This is a genomic window from Ancylobacter defluvii (genome assembly GCF_018390605.1).
GTDB classification, from domain to species: domain Bacteria; phylum Pseudomonadota; class Alphaproteobacteria; order Rhizobiales; family Xanthobacteraceae; genus Ancylobacter; species Ancylobacter defluvii.
In genome coordinates, this window is sequence record NZ_JAHBGD010000012.1 from 195,196 (window position 1) to 212,156 (window position 16,961).

The 16,961-nt window shown below is 66.6% G+C and carries 15 protein-coding genes; 10 read left to right on the forward strand and 5 right to left on the reverse strand.

Annotation, left to right across the window (positions count from 1 at the left end):
- Window positions 1-216 precede the first annotated feature (216 nt).
- Window positions 217-1,467 (forward strand): formyl-CoA transferase, encoded by a 1,251-nt coding sequence (gene frc / locus KHC24_RS08765; RefSeq protein ID WP_213362666.1) that lies wholly within the window; start codon window positions 217-219, stop codon window positions 1,465-1,467.
- Window positions 1,468-1,827: 360 nt separating this feature from the next.
- On the opposite strand, the gene KHC24_RS08770 is transcribed toward frc, so the two are convergent.
- Together KHC24_RS08770 and KHC24_RS08775 are read right to left on the reverse strand one after the other, a co-directional pair.
- On the reverse strand, window positions 1,828-2,505 hold the full coding sequence (locus KHC24_RS08770) for a hypothetical protein (RefSeq protein ID WP_213362673.1): 678 nt from the start codon (window positions 2,503-2,505) through the stop codon (window positions 1,828-1,830).
- A 147-nt stretch (window positions 2,506-2,652) separates the two neighbouring features.
- A complete protein-coding gene (locus KHC24_RS08775) occupies window positions 2,653-3,471 on the reverse strand; it encodes an IclR family transcriptional regulator (protein ID WP_213362687.1) in 819 nt (272 codons plus the stop codon).
- Between the two features lie 334 nt (window positions 3,472-3,805).
- Here KHC24_RS08775 and gcl point away from each other — a divergent pair, with 334 nt between their 5' ends.
- From gcl to KHC24_RS08815, 8 genes are all read left to right on the forward strand, one after another.
- A complete protein-coding gene (gene gcl, locus KHC24_RS08780) occupies window positions 3,806-5,572 on the forward strand; it encodes a glyoxylate carboligase (RefSeq protein WP_213362702.1) in 1,767 nt (588 codons plus the stop codon).
- A 230-nt stretch (window positions 5,573-5,802) separates the two neighbouring features.
- The gene (gene hyi, locus KHC24_RS08785; protein WP_213362710.1) at window positions 5,803-6,588 is read left to right on the forward strand and encodes a hydroxypyruvate isomerase; all 786 of its coding nucleotides are present in this window, start codon (window positions 5,803-5,805) and stop codon (window positions 6,586-6,588) included.
- Window positions 6,589-6,627: 39 nt separating this feature from the next.
- Window positions 6,628-7,518, forward strand: a complete 891-nt coding sequence (locus tag KHC24_RS08790; RefSeq protein WP_213362723.1) for a 2-hydroxy-3-oxopropionate reductase — start codon at window positions 6,628-6,630, stop codon at window positions 7,516-7,518.
- Window positions 7,519-7,888: 370 nt separating this feature from the next.
- On the forward strand, window positions 7,889-8,866 hold the full coding sequence (locus KHC24_RS08795) for a 2-dehydropantoate 2-reductase (protein ID WP_213362732.1): 978 nt from the start codon (window positions 7,889-7,891) through the stop codon (window positions 8,864-8,866).
- Between the two features lie 11 nt (window positions 8,867-8,877).
- Window positions 8,878-9,651: a fumarylacetoacetate hydrolase family protein gene (locus tag KHC24_RS08800; RefSeq protein WP_213362734.1), complete on the forward strand. Its 774-nt coding sequence runs from the start codon at window positions 8,878-8,880 to the stop codon at window positions 9,649-9,651.
- Between the two features lie 100 nt (window positions 9,652-9,751).
- Window positions 9,752-10,951 carry an ADP-forming succinate--CoA ligase subunit beta gene (sucC, locus tag KHC24_RS08805; RefSeq protein ID WP_213362736.1) on the forward strand — a complete coding sequence of 400 codons (1,200 nt, stop codon included), beginning with the start codon at window positions 9,752-9,754 and terminating at the stop codon, window positions 10,949-10,951.
- The gene (sucD, locus tag KHC24_RS08810; RefSeq protein ID WP_213362738.1) at window positions 10,951-11,847 is read left to right on the forward strand and encodes a succinate--CoA ligase subunit alpha; all 897 of its coding nucleotides are present in this window, start codon (window positions 10,951-10,953) and stop codon (window positions 11,845-11,847) included. Before sucC ends, sucD begins: the two co-directional genes overlap by 1 nt.
- 238 nt (window positions 11,848-12,085) lie before the next feature.
- Window positions 12,086-12,418 carry a YciI family protein gene (locus KHC24_RS08815; RefSeq protein WP_213362740.1) on the forward strand — a complete coding sequence of 111 codons (333 nt, stop codon included), beginning with the start codon at window positions 12,086-12,088 and terminating at the stop codon, window positions 12,416-12,418.
- Between the two features lie 91 nt (window positions 12,419-12,509).
- Here KHC24_RS08815 and KHC24_RS25410 read toward each other — a convergent pair whose 3' ends face one another.
- From KHC24_RS25410 to KHC24_RS08825, 3 genes are all read right to left on the reverse strand, one after another.
- Window positions 12,510-12,641, reverse strand: a complete 132-nt coding sequence (locus tag KHC24_RS25410; RefSeq protein WP_271180486.1) for a hypothetical protein — start codon at window positions 12,639-12,641, stop codon at window positions 12,510-12,512.
- Window positions 12,642-12,824: 183 nt separating this feature from the next.
- A complete protein-coding gene (locus KHC24_RS08820; protein ID WP_213362743.1) occupies window positions 12,825-14,237 on the reverse strand; it encodes a hypothetical protein in 1,413 nt (470 codons plus the stop codon).
- 28 nt (window positions 14,238-14,265) lie between these two features.
- Window positions 14,266-15,561 (reverse strand): adenylosuccinate synthase, encoded by a 1,296-nt coding sequence (locus KHC24_RS08825; RefSeq protein WP_213362745.1) that lies wholly within the window; start codon window positions 15,559-15,561, stop codon window positions 14,266-14,268.
- 318 nt (window positions 15,562-15,879) lie between these two features.
- Between KHC24_RS08825 and KHC24_RS08830 the strand changes: the two genes are divergently transcribed.
- Window positions 15,880-16,767, forward strand: a complete 888-nt coding sequence (locus tag KHC24_RS08830; protein ID WP_213362746.1) for a VOC family protein — start codon at window positions 15,880-15,882, stop codon at window positions 16,765-16,767.
- The last annotated feature ends 194 nt before the right edge of the window (window positions 16,768-16,961 follow it).

Here is a 16,961-nt window from a genome sequence, read left to right on the forward strand (position 1 = left end):
CCGCGCCGCTAGACCTGAGGTGGCAGAAGAAGTCGTGAACGGTCGGATGTCCGTACTTCCGATGTCGAACACCACCTGGGACGTATTCCGCCGGTTCGCCGGCGGAGACGGGGAGACGGAGGCTCCTGATACCTGCGCGGGTAGGAGCTTAGTTCTACGGCACGCTCGGGAGAGCCGTCGTGCCGAACGAAACCGAATGAAGGGAAGTCGACAACGATGTCTAAGCCGCTTGAAGGTATAAAGATCATCGATTTCACCCACGTCCAGGCGGGTCCCGCCTGCACCCAGCTTCTCGCCTGGTTCGGCGCCGACGTGATCAAGGTTGAGCGCCCCGGTGCGGGCGACGTCACGCGCAGCCAGCTTCGCCATGTGAAGGACGCCGATGCGCTGTACTTCACCATGCTGAACTCCAACAAGCGCTCCCTGACCCTGGACACCAAGACCCAGCAGGGCAAGGAAGTGCTGACCAAGCTCATCAAAGAGTCGGACGTCATGGTCGAGAATTTCGGCCCCGGCGCGCTCGATCGCATGGGCTTCACCTGGCAGCACATCCAGGAGCTCAACCCGGGCATGATCCTCGCCTCGGTGAAGGGCTTCTCGGAAGGCCACGCCTATGAAGATCTGAAGGTGTACGAGAACGTCGCGCAGTGCGCTGGCGGCGCCGCCTCCACCACCGGCTTCTGGGACGGTCCCCCGACCGTGTCGGCCGCCGCGCTCGGTGACTCGAACACCGGCATGCATCTCGCCATCGGCATCCTCACGGCGCTGCACCAGAAGATCAAGACCGGCAAGGGCCAGAAGGTCGCCGTGTCGATGCAGGATTCGGTGCTCAACCTCTGCCGCGTGAAGCTGCGCGACCAGCAGCGCCTCGACGCCCTCGGCTATCTGGAAGAGTATCCGCAGTACCCGCACGGCGAGTTCTCGGACGTGGTTCCGCGCGGCGGCAATGCCGGCGGCGGCGGCCAGCCGGGCTGGGTGCTGAAGTGCAAGGGTTGGGAGACCGACCCGAACGCCTACATCTACTTCACCGTACAGGGCCATGCCTGGGCGCCGATCTGCAAGGCGTTGAACAAGCCGGAGTGGATCGACGATCCGGCCTACAACACCGCCGAAGCCCGCCAGGACAAGATCTTCGACATCTTCGCCTTCATCGAGAACTGGCTCTCGGACAAGACCAAGTTCGAAGCCATCGACATCCTGCGCAAGTTCGACATTCCCTGCGCGCCGGTGCTGTCGATGAAGGAGATCGCCAACGACCCGTCGCTGCGCAAGAGCGGCACCGTGGTCGAGGTCGATCACCCGAAGCTCGGCAAGTATCTGACCGTCGGCTCGCCGATCAAGTTCTCGGACGTCGAGGTCAGCATCACCGCCTCGCCGCTGCTCGGCCAGCACACCAATGAAGTGCTCGCCGACCTCGGCTACTCGCAGGAAGAGATTTCCGCCCTGCACGACGCCAAGGCGGTCTGATCGGAACACCGGCCGGCGGCGGTTGCCGCCACGGCCATTTGAAGATCGGCGGCGCGCGCCTCGAGGCGTTGCGCCGCCCGCGAGCCTCCCGGAGCGGAGCGCTCTGGCGTCTGTTCCAGCCGGACAATCCGTCCGGTGCGCACAGCCACCCGACGTTCGGTTCCTCCTAGGCGACTGAGCCGGCGCATCCGGAGAGCGGGTGCGCCGGCCATTTTTTTCGCGGTTCCTGGTCGCAGATCACGGCACGCGCCGACGGCACCGCATCCGGTCGAGCCCCGCTCAAGGCAAGCAACCGCCGCACTCTTGGCACGGTCCTCGACACCGGCGCGGCCGCATTGATCGCGGTCACTCAGATTGCCCTTACAGCGGCGGCAGCACCGCTGGCGCGGCGATCCTCGCCCGAGTCGGTGTGGCATGGGGGAAGCGCATTCTCACCCCGCCATCCGACATCGGCCCCGCCGTTCCACATTCGATCGCCGTGCCCGCCGCCGGTTCGAGCGCATAGAGGAAACAGGCCGGCAGCAGCGAAGGCAGTGCCAGCCGGCTGGCGGCAGCGAAGCCGCTGGGCATGAACGGCCGCTCCTGCTCCGGTGCGGCAAAGCTCGCGGCGGCGATCTCCGAGCCGCCGGCCCGGCAGCGCCGGCTGACCGGGAACGGTTCCCAGCGATAGACGACGGTGCCGGCCTGGCTGCGGGTGGCGAACGGCAATTGTCCGCCATCGGCCGGTGCGGTGGCGAGGCGGTTCGTCGCGCCCGATTCGGTGGGCGTCGCCACGCGCAGGCCGGCCTCGCTACCCAGCACGCCCGGCTCGGCGCCGCCGACCGGCCTCAGTTCCGGCGTCGGCCAGAGATAGTCGAGCCACTCCTCGAACAGCTCCTCGCGGCGCGGGCAGTCCGGCCGCAGCCAGGAGGATGTGAGATACGCCACCCGCTCGACCGGCTCGATGGGGGTGCCGATCTCCTCGACGGCGACCGCAACCTCGCCGCCGATCACCAGATAGGCCCGCTCATCGGCACCGACCGCCAGATGCAGTCCCATCCGCCATTCCGGCACCGCATCGAACACGGCAGGCCGACGAACCCTTAAAAGTTGCATATATATCGCGCGCCCCACCTAATGGTTGTAGCGCACGATAACCCGACCGCCTGCCGAGACAAGCGGAATATTGGAAGAAACGCCGAATTCCTACAACCCAGAATAGCGATGGGTCAGCCGCTGCGCGGCATCGCGGACGCGGGCGCCGAGATCGGCGATGCGCTCGGGCGGCATGCGCACCGTCGGCGCCGAAATCGAGATCGCCCCCACCGGCTCGCGCCACTCGTCGAGCACCGCGGCGGCGACGCAGCGCATGCCCGGCGTGTGCTCCTCGTCGTCGATCGAATAGCCGCGCCCGGCGAGATCGGCGAGGTCGGCCTGCAAGGCGCGCCGGCTCACATGGGTGTGCTCGGTGAAGCGCTGCAACTGGTCGCCGCCGAGCCAGGCGCGCCGGGCCTCCGGGTTCATCGCCGCGAGAATCGCCTTGCCGCCGCCCGAGGCATGGATCGGCAGCGCCCCACCGATACGGAAGAAGGCGCGCACCGCCGCATGGCTCTCCACCTGCGCGACGCAGATCAGATGCGGCCCGTCGATCATGGAGAGATTGACGGTTTCGCCGACGGCGCCGGACAGTTCCCGCAGCAGCATGCGCGAGATTTCCGGCAGCTTGCGGATGCGCAGATAGGCCGAGCCGATGCGGAACAGGCCGAGCCCGACCATCCACTGCCCGGTTGCCGGGTCGTTGCCCACCAGGCCGCGGCGATCGAGCGTGGCGAGCAGGCGATGCACGGTGGAGGTCGGCAGTTCGGCGCGGCGGGCGAGTTCGCTCAGCGTCATGCCGTCGGACAGCGCCAGCACTTCCAGCAACGAGATCGCGCGATCGAGCGACTGCACCTCGCCGCCACTCTCGGTGGCGCCGGAGGAGGAGGGGCGCCCGCGGCGTCGAATGCTGGTTACGGCCTCGCTCATTTCCATCCTCCGCAGGCAACCGCGCGGCGGCAGCCGCCTTCCTAAAGGGTCGCCTTTATCATAAAGGCGCAACTCCGATTTTTTCGCAAATCAGAAATACATCCCGTATTGCGGAAATGGGAGACCCGTGGCATGTTTTCCGCGATTTCGGAAATTCATTCCGCAGTGCGGGAATAATGCTGCTCCGCAACATTGCCCGCGGCGGATTGGAAGGGAACCGACACCAAGGAACCGACACCTCGGCGCGGCGCTGCCGGCCCCGCATCGGCGGGGCGATGCCCACGCCGGGCGGATCGTCTGTCATGTCGCCAGAAGGTGGCGAGGAGGAATTGCCATGGCCAAGATGCGTGCCGTCGATGCTGCTATCCGGGTTCTCGAAAAGGAAGGCGTCAGCGTCGCCTTCGGCGTGCCGGGCGCCGCGATCAATCCGCTCTATTCCGCCATGCGCGCCCATGGGAAGACGCGCCATATCCTGGCGCGCCACGTCGAGGCCGCCTCGCACATGGCCGAGGGCTACACCCGCGCCAAGGCCGGCAATATCGGCGTGTGCATCGGCACCTCCGGCCCGGCCGGCACCGACATGATCACCGGCCTCTATTCGGCGGCGGCGGATTCGATCCCGATCCTGTGCATCACCGGCCAGGCGCCGCGCGCGCGGCTCTACAAGGAAGACTTCCAGGCGATCGACATCGAATCCATCGCCAAGCCGGTCGCGAAGTGGGCGGTGATGGTGCGTGAGCCGGCACTGGTGCCGATGGTGTTCCAGCAGGCCTTCCACGTCATGCGTTCCGGCCGTCCGGGCCCGGTGCTCATCGATCTGCCGATCGACGTCCAGCTCGCCGAGATCGAATTCGACGAGGACACCTACGCCCCGCTGGAAGTCTACAAGCCCAAGCTCACCCGCAAGCAGGCCGAGAAGGCCATTGCGATGCTGAACGAGGCCGAGCGCCCGCTCATCGTCTCCGGCGGCGGCATCATCAATGCGGATGCTTCCGACCTGCTGGTCGAGTTCGCCGAGCTCACCGGCGTTCCGGTCATCCCGACCCTGATGGGTTGGGGCACCATTCCCGACGACCATGATCTGATGGCCGGCATGTGCGGGCTTCAGACCTCGCACCGCTACGGCAACGCCAACATGCTGGCCTCGGACTTCGTGTTCGGCATCGGCAACCGCTGGGCCAATCGCCACACCGGCTCTGTGGACGTCTATACCAAGGGCCGCAAGTTCATCCATGTCGACATCGAGCCGACCCAGATCGGCCGCGTCTTCGGCCCGGATCTCGGCATCGTCTCCGACGCCGGCACTGCGCTGGAGCTCTTCATCGAGGTCGCCCGCGAATACAAGGCCGCCGGCAAGCTGAAGAACCGCTCGGCCTGGGCGAATGAGTGCCTCGGCCGCAAGAAGACCTTGCTGCGCAAGACGCATTTCGACAACGTGCCGCTCAAGCCGCAGCGCGTCTATGAGGAGATGAACGAGGCGTTCGGCCGCGATACCCGCTACGTCTCCACCATCGGCCTGTCGCAGATCGCCGGCGCGCAGATGCTGCACGTCTATAAGCCGCGCAACTGGATCAATTGCGGCCAGGCCGGCCCGCTCGGCTGGACGCTGCCGGCGGCACTGGGTGTCCGCGCGGCTGATCCGGATGCCGAGATCGTGGCGCTGTCGGGCGACTACGACTTCCAGTTCCTCATCGAGGAACTGGCGGTCGGCGCCCAGCACAAGCTGCCCTACATCCATGTGGTGGTGAACAACTCCTATCTGGGCCTGATCCGTCAGGCGCAGCGCGGCTTCAACATGGATTTCGAGGTCTCGCTGGCCTTCGACAACATCAATGCCGAGGAGAATGCCGGTTACGGCGTCGACCACGTCGCGGTGGCGGAAGGTCTGGGCTGCAAGGCGGTTCGCGTCTCCTCGCCCAACGAGTTCAAGGATGCCTTCACCCGCGCCAAGGCGTTGATGAAGGAGCACCAGGTGCCGGTGGTGATGGAGTTCATCCTCGAGCGCGTCACCAACATCGCCATGGGCATGGAGATCGACGCCGTCAACGAGTTCGAGGAAGTGCTCGACCTGCCGCTGGAGAGCGCCAAGGAAAACGCGTGAGCGTTCCGCGCGGGGACGCTTATCGCCCGGTAACGCCATGGTGGGGGCCGCGCGCCTCCACCTCTTGCGCGCGTCCCTGACGTGACGGCAAAGTGCCTGCCGTCGGCGCGGTTTCCATCCGGAGCCGGCCCCACGTCAAACGATTGAAACGAAAACGTTTTCTTATCGATCCGGCGCTCCCGGCCGATCCGGGAGAGCTCAAAAATCCTGTCCCTGCCTAGGAGCGGTCCATGCCCCGTTTTGCCGCCAATCTCACCATGCTCTTCAACGAGGTGCCGTTTCTCGATCGCTTCGAGAAGGCCGCCGCGGCCGGCTTCACCGGCGTCGAATACCTCTTCCCCTATGATTTCCCGGTGGAAGAGCTGGTCGCCAAGCTGAAGGCCAACAATCTCAGCCAGGTGCTGCACAATCTGCCGGCCGGCAATTGGGGCGGCGGCGAGCGCGGCATCGCCATCTTCCCGGAGCGCGTCGACGAGTTCCGCGCCGGTGTCGACAAGGCGATCAGCTACGCCACCGCGCTCGGCTGCCCGCAGGTGAACATCCTCGCCGGCATCGTCCCCGCCGGAGCCGACCGCGAGCTACTGCACAACACCTTCGTGAACAATCTCAAATACGCCGCGCCGCGCATCAAGGAAGCCGGGCTGAAGCTGCTGATCGAGCCGATCAACACCCGCGACATCCCCGGCTTCTTCCTGAACTATACGAAGCAGGCCAAGGCGATCATCGAGGAGGTCGGCTCCGACAACCTCTTCATCCAGTACGATATCTATCATATGCAGATCATGGAGGGCGATCTCGCCCGCACCATCGAGGCTAACCTGCCGCTGATCGCCCATGTCCAGCTTGCCGACAATCCCGGCCGCAACGAGCCCGGCACCGGCGAGATCAATTACGGCTTCCTGTTCAAACATCTCGACGCCATCGGCTATGCCGGCTGGGTCGGCTGCGAATACAAGCCGAAGGGCGACACGGCGGCCGGCCTCGGCTGGATCTCGGCGCTCACCGGCGCCGCCTGATCACCATTCATTCGAAGTCTAGGACGCGAGGAAAATAACATGGCGAATGTAGGATTTGTCGGTCTTGGGATCATGGGCCACCCGATGGCCGGACACCTGATCGACGCCGGCCACACGCTGTATCTCTACGACATCAAGCCGGTTCCGGCCGAACTGACCGGCAAGGGCGGCGTCGCCTGCGCCAACGCCACCGAGGTGGCGAAGAATGCCGACATCATCATCACCATGGTGCCGGATACCCCGCATGTCGGCGCGGCGCTGTTCGGCGAGGGCGGCATCGCCGCCGGGCTGACCCCGGGCAAGATCGTCGTCGACATGTCGTCGATCGCCCCGGTGGAGACCAAGGAATACGCCAGGAAGATCAATGAACTCGGCTGCGACTATCTCGACGCCCCGGTGTCGGGCGGCGAGGTCGGCGCCAAGGCGGCGTCGCTGACCATCATGGTCGGCGGCCCGGAGGCGGCCTTCGAGACGGTGAAGCCGCTGTTCGAGAAGATGGGCAAGAACATCACCTTGGTCGGCGGCAATGGCGACGGCCAGACCACCAAGGTGGCCAACCAGATCATCGTGGCGCTGAACATTCTCGCGGTGTCGGAAGCGCTGCTGTTCGCCTCCAAGGCAGGGGCGGATCCGGCCAAGGTGCGGCAGGCGCTGATGGGCGGGTTTGCCAATTCGCGCATCCTGGAAGTGCATGGCGAGCGGATCGTCAAGCGGACCTTCGCGCCCGGCTTCCGCATCGAGCTGCACCAGAAGGACCTGAACCTGGCGCTGAACGGTGCGCGCCAGCTGCAGATGGCGCTGCCGGCGACGGCGGTGGCGCAGCAGCTGTTCAGCGCGGTGGCGGCACAGGGCGGTGCGGCGCTCGATCACTCGGCGCTGGTCAAGGCGCTGGAACTGCTCGCCGGCCACACCGTCGCACCGGATGCGTGATTGATCATTCGCATCACCCGGTCCGGTTTTCCAATCGGAATCCGTACCGTCAGATGAGTAAGCATTGCTGCCCCGGTAGTGGAACCCCACTGCCGGGGCAGTCTTTTGATAGCATGCCGAGACAATTGTTCTGCGATTTACAACGCTTTACACGGTGGACAATACACCACCGCCTCGCTTAACTTGATTCACTGTTGGGAAATTTGCCCTCGCCTCGAATAAGCCGACGTAACGGCAGGCGCGACGTTTGCGCACGGGTGACCGAATGAGACTTGACGAAAGTCGTAGTGTGCCCAATCATGGCATACAAAATACCAGATAATGACGTCCGCGATGTACGGGGGTCGACGCGGACAATGGAGGGAGCCCTATGAAGGTCTGCATTTATGGTGCCGGCGCCATCGGCGGTTATGTCGGCGTGCAGCTGAAGCGCGCTGGCGTCGACGTCAGCCTGGTCGCGCGCGGCCCGCATCTCGAAGCCATGAAGGCCAATGGCCTGAAGCTGATCATCGATGGCGAGGAGCGTGTCGAGCACATCGCCTGCTCGGACAACCCCGCTGATCTCGGCCCGCAGGACTATGTCATCGTCGCGCTGAAGGGCCATTCGGTCCCCGGCGTGGTCGATGCCATGCAGCCGCTGCTCGGCAACGACACCGCGGTGGTCACCGCCGTCAACGGCGTGCCCTACTGGTACTATTACAAGCATGGCGACCAGCTCGAAGGCACCACGCTGGAAAGCGTCGACCCCGGCGGCAAGCAGTGGAAGGGCCTGCGCCCCGAGCGCGCCATCGGCTGCATCGTCTATCCGGCGACGGAAGTGGTGGCGCCGGGCGTCATCCAGCACGTCTATGGCGACAAGTTCCCGCTCGGCGAGCCCTCGGGCGAGATCACCGAGCGCGTCACCAAGCTCTCCGAGGCCTTCGCCGCCGGCGGCCTGCGCGCGCCGGTGATGCCGAACATCCGCGACGAGCTGTGGCTGAAGCTGTGGGGCAATCTCTGCTTCAACCCGATCAGCGCCCTCACCCACGCGACCCTCGACACCATCGCCTCCGATCCCGGCACCCGCGCGGTCGCCAAGTCGATGATGCTGGAAGCGCAGGAGATCGCCGTGCAGTCGGGGGTTAACTTCCGCGTCGGCGTCGAGCGCCGCATTGACGGCGCCGGCGCCGTCGGCGCCCACAAGACCTCGATGCTGCAGGACCTGGAGCGGTCCCGCGCCATGGAGATCGACCCGCTCGTCACCGTGGTGCAGGAAATGGGACGCCTTGCCGGCATCCCGACCCCGACCATCGACATCGTGCTGGCTCTGGTGCGTCAGCGCGCCCAGATCGCCGGCTGCTACAGCTGAGTTTCGCGTAAATGGCACATTGGGTTCGTTTCGAGCACTCGGGCGGCGCCGGCTTCGGTACGCTCGAGGGCGACAGCATCGCCGTCCACACCGGCAACATGTTCAATGGCGCGCAGCCGGCCGGGGAGAGCCTCGCGCTGTCCTCGGTAAAGCTGCTCACCCCGACGGTTCCGACCAAGATCATCGCCCTGTGGAACAATTTCCATGCCTTGGCGGCGAAGCTGAATTCCCCCGTCCCCGCCGATCCGCTCTATCTGCTCAAGGCCGGCTCCTGCCTCACCACGCCGGGCGCGGAAGTGCGTCGCCCGGCGAGCTATGACGGCAAGGTGGTCTATGAGGGCGAGCTCGGCATCGTCATCGGCAAGACCGCGACCAACGTCTCCGAGGAAGAAGCCGGCGCGCACATCTTCGGCTACACCTGCGTCAACGACATCACCGCCGCCGACATCATCAACAAGGACGCCACCTTCGCCCAGTGGGTGCGCGCCAAGAGCTTCGACGGCTTCGGCCCGTTCGGCCCCGTCGTCGCCACCGATGTCGACCCCGCCACGCTGGTGGTGCGTACCATCCTCAATGGCGACGAGCGTCAGCGCTATCCGATCAGCGACATGGTGTTCTCGGCCCGCCAGCTGGTCAGCCGCATCTCGCACGACATGACGCTCAACCCCGGCGATGTCATCTGCTGCGGCACCTCGCTCGGCGTCGGCACCATGAAGAACCCCACCAACACGGTGGAAATCACGATTGAGGGCATCGGAACCCTCAGCAACACTTTCGTGCAGTAGCGTCTGGACGCGGCAGCGCGTAATAGGGAAAACGGATACGCCTATCGACGGGAGCGCTTGTCCGCGCTCCCGGCCGTCCGGTTGTGGAGGAGCGGGATTAATGAACATCCATGAATATCAGGCCAAGGGAGTGCTCCGCGAATTCGGGGTCCCGGTGCCGAGCGGCGTCGCCATCCTGAGCGCCGACGAGGCCGATGCTGCGGCGGCGAAGATCGCCGGCCCGGTGTGGGTCGTCAAAAGCCAGATCCATGCGGGCGGCCGCGGCAAGGGCAAGTTCAAGGAAGCCGAGGCGGGTGAGAAGGGCGGCGTGCGCGTCGTCAAGTCCGCCACTGAGGCTGCCGCCAATGCCAAGCAGATCCTCGGCAAGACGCTGGTGACCATCCAGACCGGCCCGACCGGCAAGCAGGTCAATCGCGTCTACATCGAGGAAGGCTCCGACATCGACAAGGAGTTCTACCTCTCCGCCCTCGTCGACCGCGCCACCTCGCGCGTCGCCTTCGTGGTCTCCACCGAAGGCGGCATGGACATCGAGGAAGTCGCCCACTCGACTCCCGAGAAGATCCACACCTTCTCCGTCGACCCGGCGACCGGCGTCATGCCGCATCATGGCCGCACCGTCGCCCAGGCGCTGGGGCTGACCGGCGACCTCGCCAAGCAGGCCGGCGCGCTGGTTGACAAACTTTACAAGGCCTTCGTCGCCAAGGACATGGCGATGCTGGAGATCAACCCGCTGGTGATCACCAAGGGCGGCGAGCTGAAGTGCCTCGACGCCAAGATCTCCTTCGATTCCAACTCGCTCTACCGCCACGCCGACATCCTGGCGCTGCGCGACGAGAGCGAGGAGGACGCCAAGGAGATCGAGGCGTCGAAGTACGACCTCGCCTACATCGCCCTCGACGGCACCATCGGCTGCATGGTCAACGGCGCCGGCCTCGCCATGGCGACGCTGGACATCATCCAGCTCTACGGCGAATCCCCCGCCAACTTCCTCGACGTCGGCGGCGGCGCCACCGAAGAGAAGGTGACGGCGGCGTTCAAGATCATCACCTCCGATCCGCAGGTGAAGGGCATTCTCGTCAACATCTTCGGCGGCATCATGAAGTGCGACGTCATCGCGCGCGGCGTGCTCGCCGCGGTGAAGGCGGTCGGCCTCGAAGTGCCATTGGTGGTGCGCCTGGAAGGCACCAATGTCGAGGAAGGCAAGGCGATCATCCGCGAGAGCGGGCTGAACGTCATCCCGGCGGACGATCTCGACGACGCCGCCCAGAAGATCGTCAAGGCCGTGAAGGAGGCTGCGTGATGTCGGTTCTGCTGACCAAAGACACCAAGATCATCACCCAGGGCTTCACCGGCAAGAACGGCACCTTCCACTCCGAGCAGGCGATCGCCTATGGCTCGAAGGTGGTCGGCGGCACCTCGCCGGGCAAGGGCGGCTCCACCCATCTCGGCCTGCCGGTGTTCGACACCGTCGCCGAGGCGCGTGACAAGACCGGCGCCGACGCCTCGGTCATCTATGTGCCGCCTCCGGGCGCCGCCGACGCCATCTGCGAGGCCATATCCGCCGAGATCCCGCTGATCGTCTGCATCACCGAGGGCATTCCGGTGCTCGACATGGTGAAGGTGCGCCGCGCCCTCGACGGCTCCAAGTCGCGCCTCGTCGGCCCGAACTGCCCGGGCATCGTCACCGCCGGCGAATCGAAGATCGGCATCATGCCGGCCAACATCTTCAAGAAGGGCAATGTCGGCATCGTCTCGCGCTCTGGCACGCTGACCTATGAGGCGGTGTTCCAGACCTCGCAGGAAGGCCTCGGCCAGACCACCGCGGTCGGCATTGGCGGCGATCCGGTGAAGGGCACCGAGTTCATCGACGTGCTCGAGCTGTTCCTCGCCGACGACGCCACCGAGTCGATCGTGATGATCGGCGAGATCGGCGGCTCGGCGGAAGAGGAAGCCGCGCAGTTCCTCAAGGACGAGGCCAAGCGCGGCCGCAAGAAGCCGATGGTCGGCTTCATCGCCGGCCGCACCGCCCCTCCCGGCCGCCGCATGGGCCATGCCGGCGCCATCATCTCCGGCGGCAAGGGCGGCGCCGAGGACAAGATCGCGGCGATGGAAGAGGCCGGCATCGTGGTCTCCCCCTCCCCGGCCCGTCTCGGCAAGACCCTGGTCGAGGTGCTGAACAAGCGCGCCGCCGCCTGAGTCGGCAAGCTCCGGCCAGCGACACCGTCGCCGGCCCCGCCTGAAACGAGAAAGCCCCGCTCCGATGCGGGGCTTTCTTCGTTTTCGGCCTCCTTGGGCGTTATACAGGCCGGGCGAATGACGGCCCGCCGACACAAGCGGGGCTTCCGCTCGGAACCATGCCGGCCCCGGACCATTCTTCCTCACAGCCGTCCGCTCCCGTCAGGGTACGGGACGCGCCGCGATGGGAGAACCGGCCATGCCGAAATTCGTGACGATCGGATATGGCGACCGTGAGGGTTACGAGCGCATCGCTCCTGCCCTGCGCGACGTCGCGCATGCACATGACGAAAAGCTCCGCCGCGACGGCGCGCTGATGGGCATAGCCGGTCCGCCCGTCCAGTTGCGCAACCCGGAGGCGGCGCGGCTGGAGGCCACCGACGGCGCCTTCATGTCGTCCGCTCTGCCGGTCGCCGGCTTTGCGGTGATCGAGGCCGCCGACATGGCGCAGGCTATCCGGCTGGTGTCGCTCACACCATGCGCGGTGGCCCATGGGGTAGTCGAGATCTGGCCGCTGAAGGACAATAGCTGAGGACGCCGCAGCTGAGGGCGCCGCAGCTGAGGGCGCCTCCTGTGCCGATCGATGGATTCTGTTGCGGCGAGCGCCCGTACGGCCAGCGGCCTCAGATCGGGTAAGCTTCCGGCGGCAGGGTGGCGAGTTCCGCCTCGGCCGAAAGCGTCTGCGCCACCATGAACGTCATCCAGGCGTGAGCCAGGATCAGGGCCGGCAGAACCGGGAAAACCGACGCGAACATATGTGCCTCCATAGCGCTGTCTCTTGTCGAGCAACGTAATGGAGGCACTTTGTATCTGGTATACCACATGCCACATCGTACCCATGCGCAGAACGCATGGCTGATCATCCTTTGGTATAAGGACGCTGCGGCAGGCCGGAAATGTGCTGGTGATTGCGGCGACGAGCCAGGGCCCGCGCCGCGTCAGTTGCCGTTGGGCTGAGCGGGTTGGGCCGGCTGCGACGGCCGCAGCAGCCCCCAGGCGGTGAAGGCGGTGCGGAAGGCTTCCTCACCGGCCGCGCCCTTCTCCACCACGAGAATGGCGCGGCGGCCATTCTCGAACACCACCGGCACGTTGAGGAAGCCGCGGCTGAACATCAGGCTCATATTATATTGCTGCTCGCGCTCGCCCGAGAGCAGGCCGATGAGGAAATAGCCCGGCGCCACCCGCACCGCGAGGCCGCGGAGCGGCGCTCCCTGCGCCCCTTCCGAGGCCATGGCCTGCATGCCCGGCACGCTCGACACATTGCCGTAGTCGAAATCGGGCGGCAGCTGGAACTGCACCTCGACGATGTGCGAGGCCGGGATATTCGGGTCCGGATTGCGGCGAATGGTCATCGTCGCCTTGAAGTTCCGGTCGGGAATGTCGATCAGCGCGCGGATGCCGATATCCTGCGGCTGGCCGGTGCCCGGCTGAAAGGTCTCGGTACTCCAGGTGACGTTGCCGACGAATTGCTGCAGGCCCTGCCCGCCACCGGCAGATTCCTCCAGCAGCATCGCGCGCGGTGCCGCCTGCACGGCGGGCGGCGGGGCCACCGGCTGCTGGGCCGTCGCCGCGGACGGCGCCTGGGCCACGCGGTCGGTCGATTTGCCGGCGGCCTCCGGCGCAGCGCCGGCCGGCGCCTGCGCCGATTGGGTCGACGCGGCGGGCACGGTGCCGCCCTGGCTCTGGCTGATCTCGCTCTTGTGCCCGAGAATGCCGGTGAACAGCACCGCCGCCGCCCCACCGGCGAGCAGCACCACCGCCGCCACGGCGCCGAGAATCAGGTTCCGGCGCCGGCCGCGCGTTTCTTTCGCCTGCTCTGCGGCGTCGGCATCGAGGCCGGCCTCCTCGTCGAGCAGCGGTCGCTCGGTGCGATACCAGAGGTCGTCGGCCTCCGCCTCGTCGGCGTCGCCGTCTTCCAGCGCCCGCGGACGCGGCGCCCGGCCCGGAAGCTCCGGTTCAACCGCCACAGGCTCCTCGACCTTCGGCGCTGGCGGCTTGGGCGCCACTGGCTTGGGAGAGACAGGCTTGGCAGCGACGGGTTGTGCGACAGGCTCCGGCTCGGGCGGCTTTGCCGTCGGCGGCGGGGTAATCGGGGGAGCCACCGGCGCGGTTTCAGGCTGGGACGCCGTCTCGGCATCACCGCCGCCATAATCGGCTTCCAGCCGACGGATCGCCCCTTCCAGGAAATCCTGCTGCCGGGCGATATCCTCCTGCGCCATGGGCGGGTTCACGCCGCTCAGCTGCGCCAGCAAGGCCTTGCGCGCCCGAGCGTAGATGACCTCGCGCGCCTCGCGGCCCTTGTTGGGCTGCTGTTCGATGGCGCGGGCCAGAAGCGGATAATAATCAGCCATTACGCTAAGCGATCACCTGTGCGGAGTGTCAGGCCTCGAAGGGATTCTGAACGAGGATTGTATCATCACGCTCGGGGCTGGTGGAAAGCAGCGCCACCGGGCAGCCGATCAGTTCTTCGATACGGCGCACATATTTCACCGCCTCGGCCGGCAGATCGGCCCAGGAGCGGGCACCGGCGGTGGATTCCGTCCAGCCCTCGATGGTCTCATAGACCGGCTCGACCCGCGCCTGCGCGTCCTGCCCGGCCGGGAGGTAGTCGATCTCCTGCCCATCGAGCGTGTAGCGCGTGCACACTTTCAGCTCTTCGAACCCGTCGAGCACATCGAGCTTGGTCAGCGCGATGCCATTGATGCCGGAGGTGCGCACGGTCTGGCGCACCAGCACCGCGTCGAACCAGCCGCAGCGGCGCGGCCGGCCGGTCACGGTGCCGAACTCATGGCCACGCTCGCCGATCTTGCGGCCGATCTCGTCATGCAGTTCGCTCGGGAACGGCCCTTCGCCGACGCGGGTGGTGTAGGCCTTGGTGATGCCGAGCACATAGCCGATCGCCCCCGGCCCGAGGCCGGAGCCTGTCGCCGCCTGCGCCGCCACCGTGTTGGAGGAGGTGACGAAGGGATAGGTGCCGTGGTCGACATCGAGCAGCGCGCCCTGCGCGCCCTCGAACAGGATCTTGGAGCCGTGGCGGCGCTCGTCGTCGAGCAGCGCCCAGGTGCGGTCCATATAGGGCAGCACCTTCGGCGCCAGCGCCAGCAGCTCGACCTTCAGCGCCGCGCCGTCGACCGCCTCCAGCCCAAGGCCGCGCCGCAGCGCGTTGTGATGGGTGAGCAGCCGCTCGATCTTGTCGGCGAGCGTATCGGGATAGGCAAGGTCCATCAGCCGAATGGCGCGCCGGCCGACCTTGTCCTCATAGGCCGGGCCGATGCCGCGCTTGGTGGTGCCGATCTTGGTGCCGGCGCTCGCGGCGTTCTCGCGGATGGCGTCGAGCTCGCGGTGCAGCGGCAGGATGAGGGTGACGTTCTCGGCGATGCGCAGCCGCTCCGGCGTCACCTCGACGCCCTGGTCGCGAATGCGGCCGATCTCGTCGATCAGGGCCTGCGGGTCCAGCACCACGCCGTTGCCGATCACCGACAGCCGCGCTCCGCGCACCAGGCCCGAGGGCAGCAGCGAGAGCTTGTAGGTCTTGTTGCCGACCACCAGCGTATGGCCGGCATTGTGGCCGCCCTGGAAACGGACGACGACATCCGCCTGCTCGCTGAGCCAGTCGACAATCTTGCCTTTTCCCTCGTCGCCCCACTGGGATCCGACGACGACCACATTCGCCACGAGCCGAGCTCCTGATTGGGCGCGCGGAAAGGCACGGGAAGCACCGGGCGCGCACGAAAGGAAACCCCGGCGAAGCGATCCGACCGGGGTGCCCACGTCTTAAGGGATCGGCCGGAGGGAGGCAAGGACATGTCAGACTTTGGCAGGGGACTTGTCGGGCTTTGGACGGTGTCTAAACCCGGCCCGGCCACCGCCGGACGAGCCGAAACGGCCGCAATGACAGCTCGACCTTGCAATCTTGCAAGCATTCACGGCTTGCAACCGCGCCGCCACGGCATGACTCTGGGTGATGATGTTCCCGTGTTCCGAGACCCGTCCATGAACGCCCCGACCGTTGCGCCCGCCGCCGAAACCGCCTCCGCCCTTCCCGCGTCGCTGCGCATGGGCGCGGTGCGCCTGCGGGTGCGCGACGGCGCGCGTTCCGTCGCCTTCTATCGCGATGTGGTCGGCCTCACGCCGCTCGGCACCGGTCCGGATGGCGCGATCCGCCTCGGCGCCGGCGGCCGCGCGCTGGTCGAGCTGGAGGTTGCGCCGGGCGCCACCCCGCGCCCGCGCGGCACCACCGGGCTGTTCCATCTGGCCATCCTGGTGCCGGACCGCGCCGCGCTCGCCGTGGTGCTGCGGCGCCTTGCCGCTTCTCGCGTGCCGATCGGCGCCTCCGACCACCTCGTCAGCGAGGCGCTGTATTTCGACGACCCGGACGGCAACGGCATCGAGGTCTATCGCGATCGCCCGCGCGGCGAATGGCGCTGGCAGGGCGGCAGCGTCGCCATGGCGACCGAATCCCTCGATTTGCACCGCCTTGTCGCCGAGGCGCCGACGCCGGTGCCGGTCGCGCAGCCGATGCCGGATGCCACCATCATGGGCCATGTGCATCTTCAGGTCGGCGACCTCGAAGCCGCCCGCCGCTTCTATGTCCGGCACCTCGGCTTCGCCATCACCACCGAGAGCTATCCCGGCGCGCTGTTCGTCAGCGCCGGCGGCTATCATCACCATCTCGGCCTCAACACCTGGTCGAGCCGGCGCGGCGGCCCGCCGCCCGTGGGCGCGGTCGGCCTGGTGCATTACGAGGTGGTGCTGCCGGAAGCCGAGATCGCCGCCCTGCGCGCCCGCCTCGCCGCCGCCGGAGAGGCGGTCCACGACAGTGCCGGCGGCTTCACCGTCGCCGATCCGTGGTCGACGCGCGCCGTCTTCGTCGCCGGCTGAACCGGCGCGACAAAACCACTCAGATGGCGTCCGGCGCCGCGCGGCAGCCGGGCGCGGGAACGGCTTCTTCGGTTGCCACGCCGTTGCGGCGGCCGGCTTTGCCGCACGCATCACGCCCGTCGATGAGCGCGAGAACATCTTCTCATCGATCCGGCAATTCCAAAGCACGGCAAAAGGCTCTAGATCGGACGCCC

What these genes read in the sequence shown, in the direction of transcription:
- hyi (WP_213362710.1), top strand. Translation starts at nt 5,803, where the DNA reads ATGCCCCGTTTTGCCGCCAATCTCACCATGCTCTTCAACGAGGTGCCG.
- KHC24_RS08790 (WP_213362723.1), top strand. Translation starts at nt 6,628, where the DNA reads ATGGCGAATGTAGGATTTGTCGGTCTTGGGATCATGGGCCACCCGATG.
- frc (WP_213362666.1), top strand. Translation starts at nt 217, where the DNA reads ATGTCTAAGCCGCTTGAAGGTATAAAGATCATCGATTTCACCCACGTC.
- KHC24_RS08800 (WP_213362734.1), top strand. Translation starts at nt 8,878, where the DNA reads ATGGCACATTGGGTTCGTTTCGAGCACTCGGGCGGCGCCGGCTTCGGT.
- sucC (WP_213362736.1), top strand. Translation starts at nt 9,752, where the DNA reads ATGAACATCCATGAATATCAGGCCAAGGGAGTGCTCCGCGAATTCGGG.
- KHC24_RS25410 (WP_271180486.1), bottom strand. Translation starts at nt 12,641, where the DNA reads ATGTTCGCGTCGGTTTTCCCGGTTCTGCCGGCCCTGATCCTGGCTCAC.
- KHC24_RS08770 (WP_213362673.1), bottom strand. Translation starts at nt 2,505, where the DNA reads ATGGGACTGCATCTGGCGGTCGGTGCCGATGAGCGGGCCTATCTGGTG.
- KHC24_RS08820 (WP_213362743.1), bottom strand. Translation starts at nt 14,237, where the DNA reads ATGGCTGATTATTATCCGCTTCTGGCCCGCGCCATCGAACAGCAGCCC.
- KHC24_RS08795 (WP_213362732.1), top strand. Translation starts at nt 7,889, where the DNA reads ATGAAGGTCTGCATTTATGGTGCCGGCGCCATCGGCGGTTATGTCGGC.
- KHC24_RS08815 (WP_213362740.1), top strand. Translation starts at nt 12,086, where the DNA reads ATGCCGAAATTCGTGACGATCGGATATGGCGACCGTGAGGGTTACGAG.
- gcl (WP_213362702.1), top strand. Translation starts at nt 3,806, where the DNA reads ATGGCCAAGATGCGTGCCGTCGATGCTGCTATCCGGGTTCTCGAAAAG.
- sucD (WP_213362738.1), top strand. Translation starts at nt 10,951, where the DNA reads ATGTCGGTTCTGCTGACCAAAGACACCAAGATCATCACCCAGGGCTTC.
- KHC24_RS08775 (WP_213362687.1), bottom strand. Translation starts at nt 3,471, where the DNA reads ATGAGCGAGGCCGTAACCAGCATTCGACGCCGCGGGCGCCCCTCCTCC.
- KHC24_RS08830 (WP_213362746.1), top strand. Translation starts at nt 15,880, where the DNA reads ATGAACGCCCCGACCGTTGCGCCCGCCGCCGAAACCGCCTCCGCCCTT.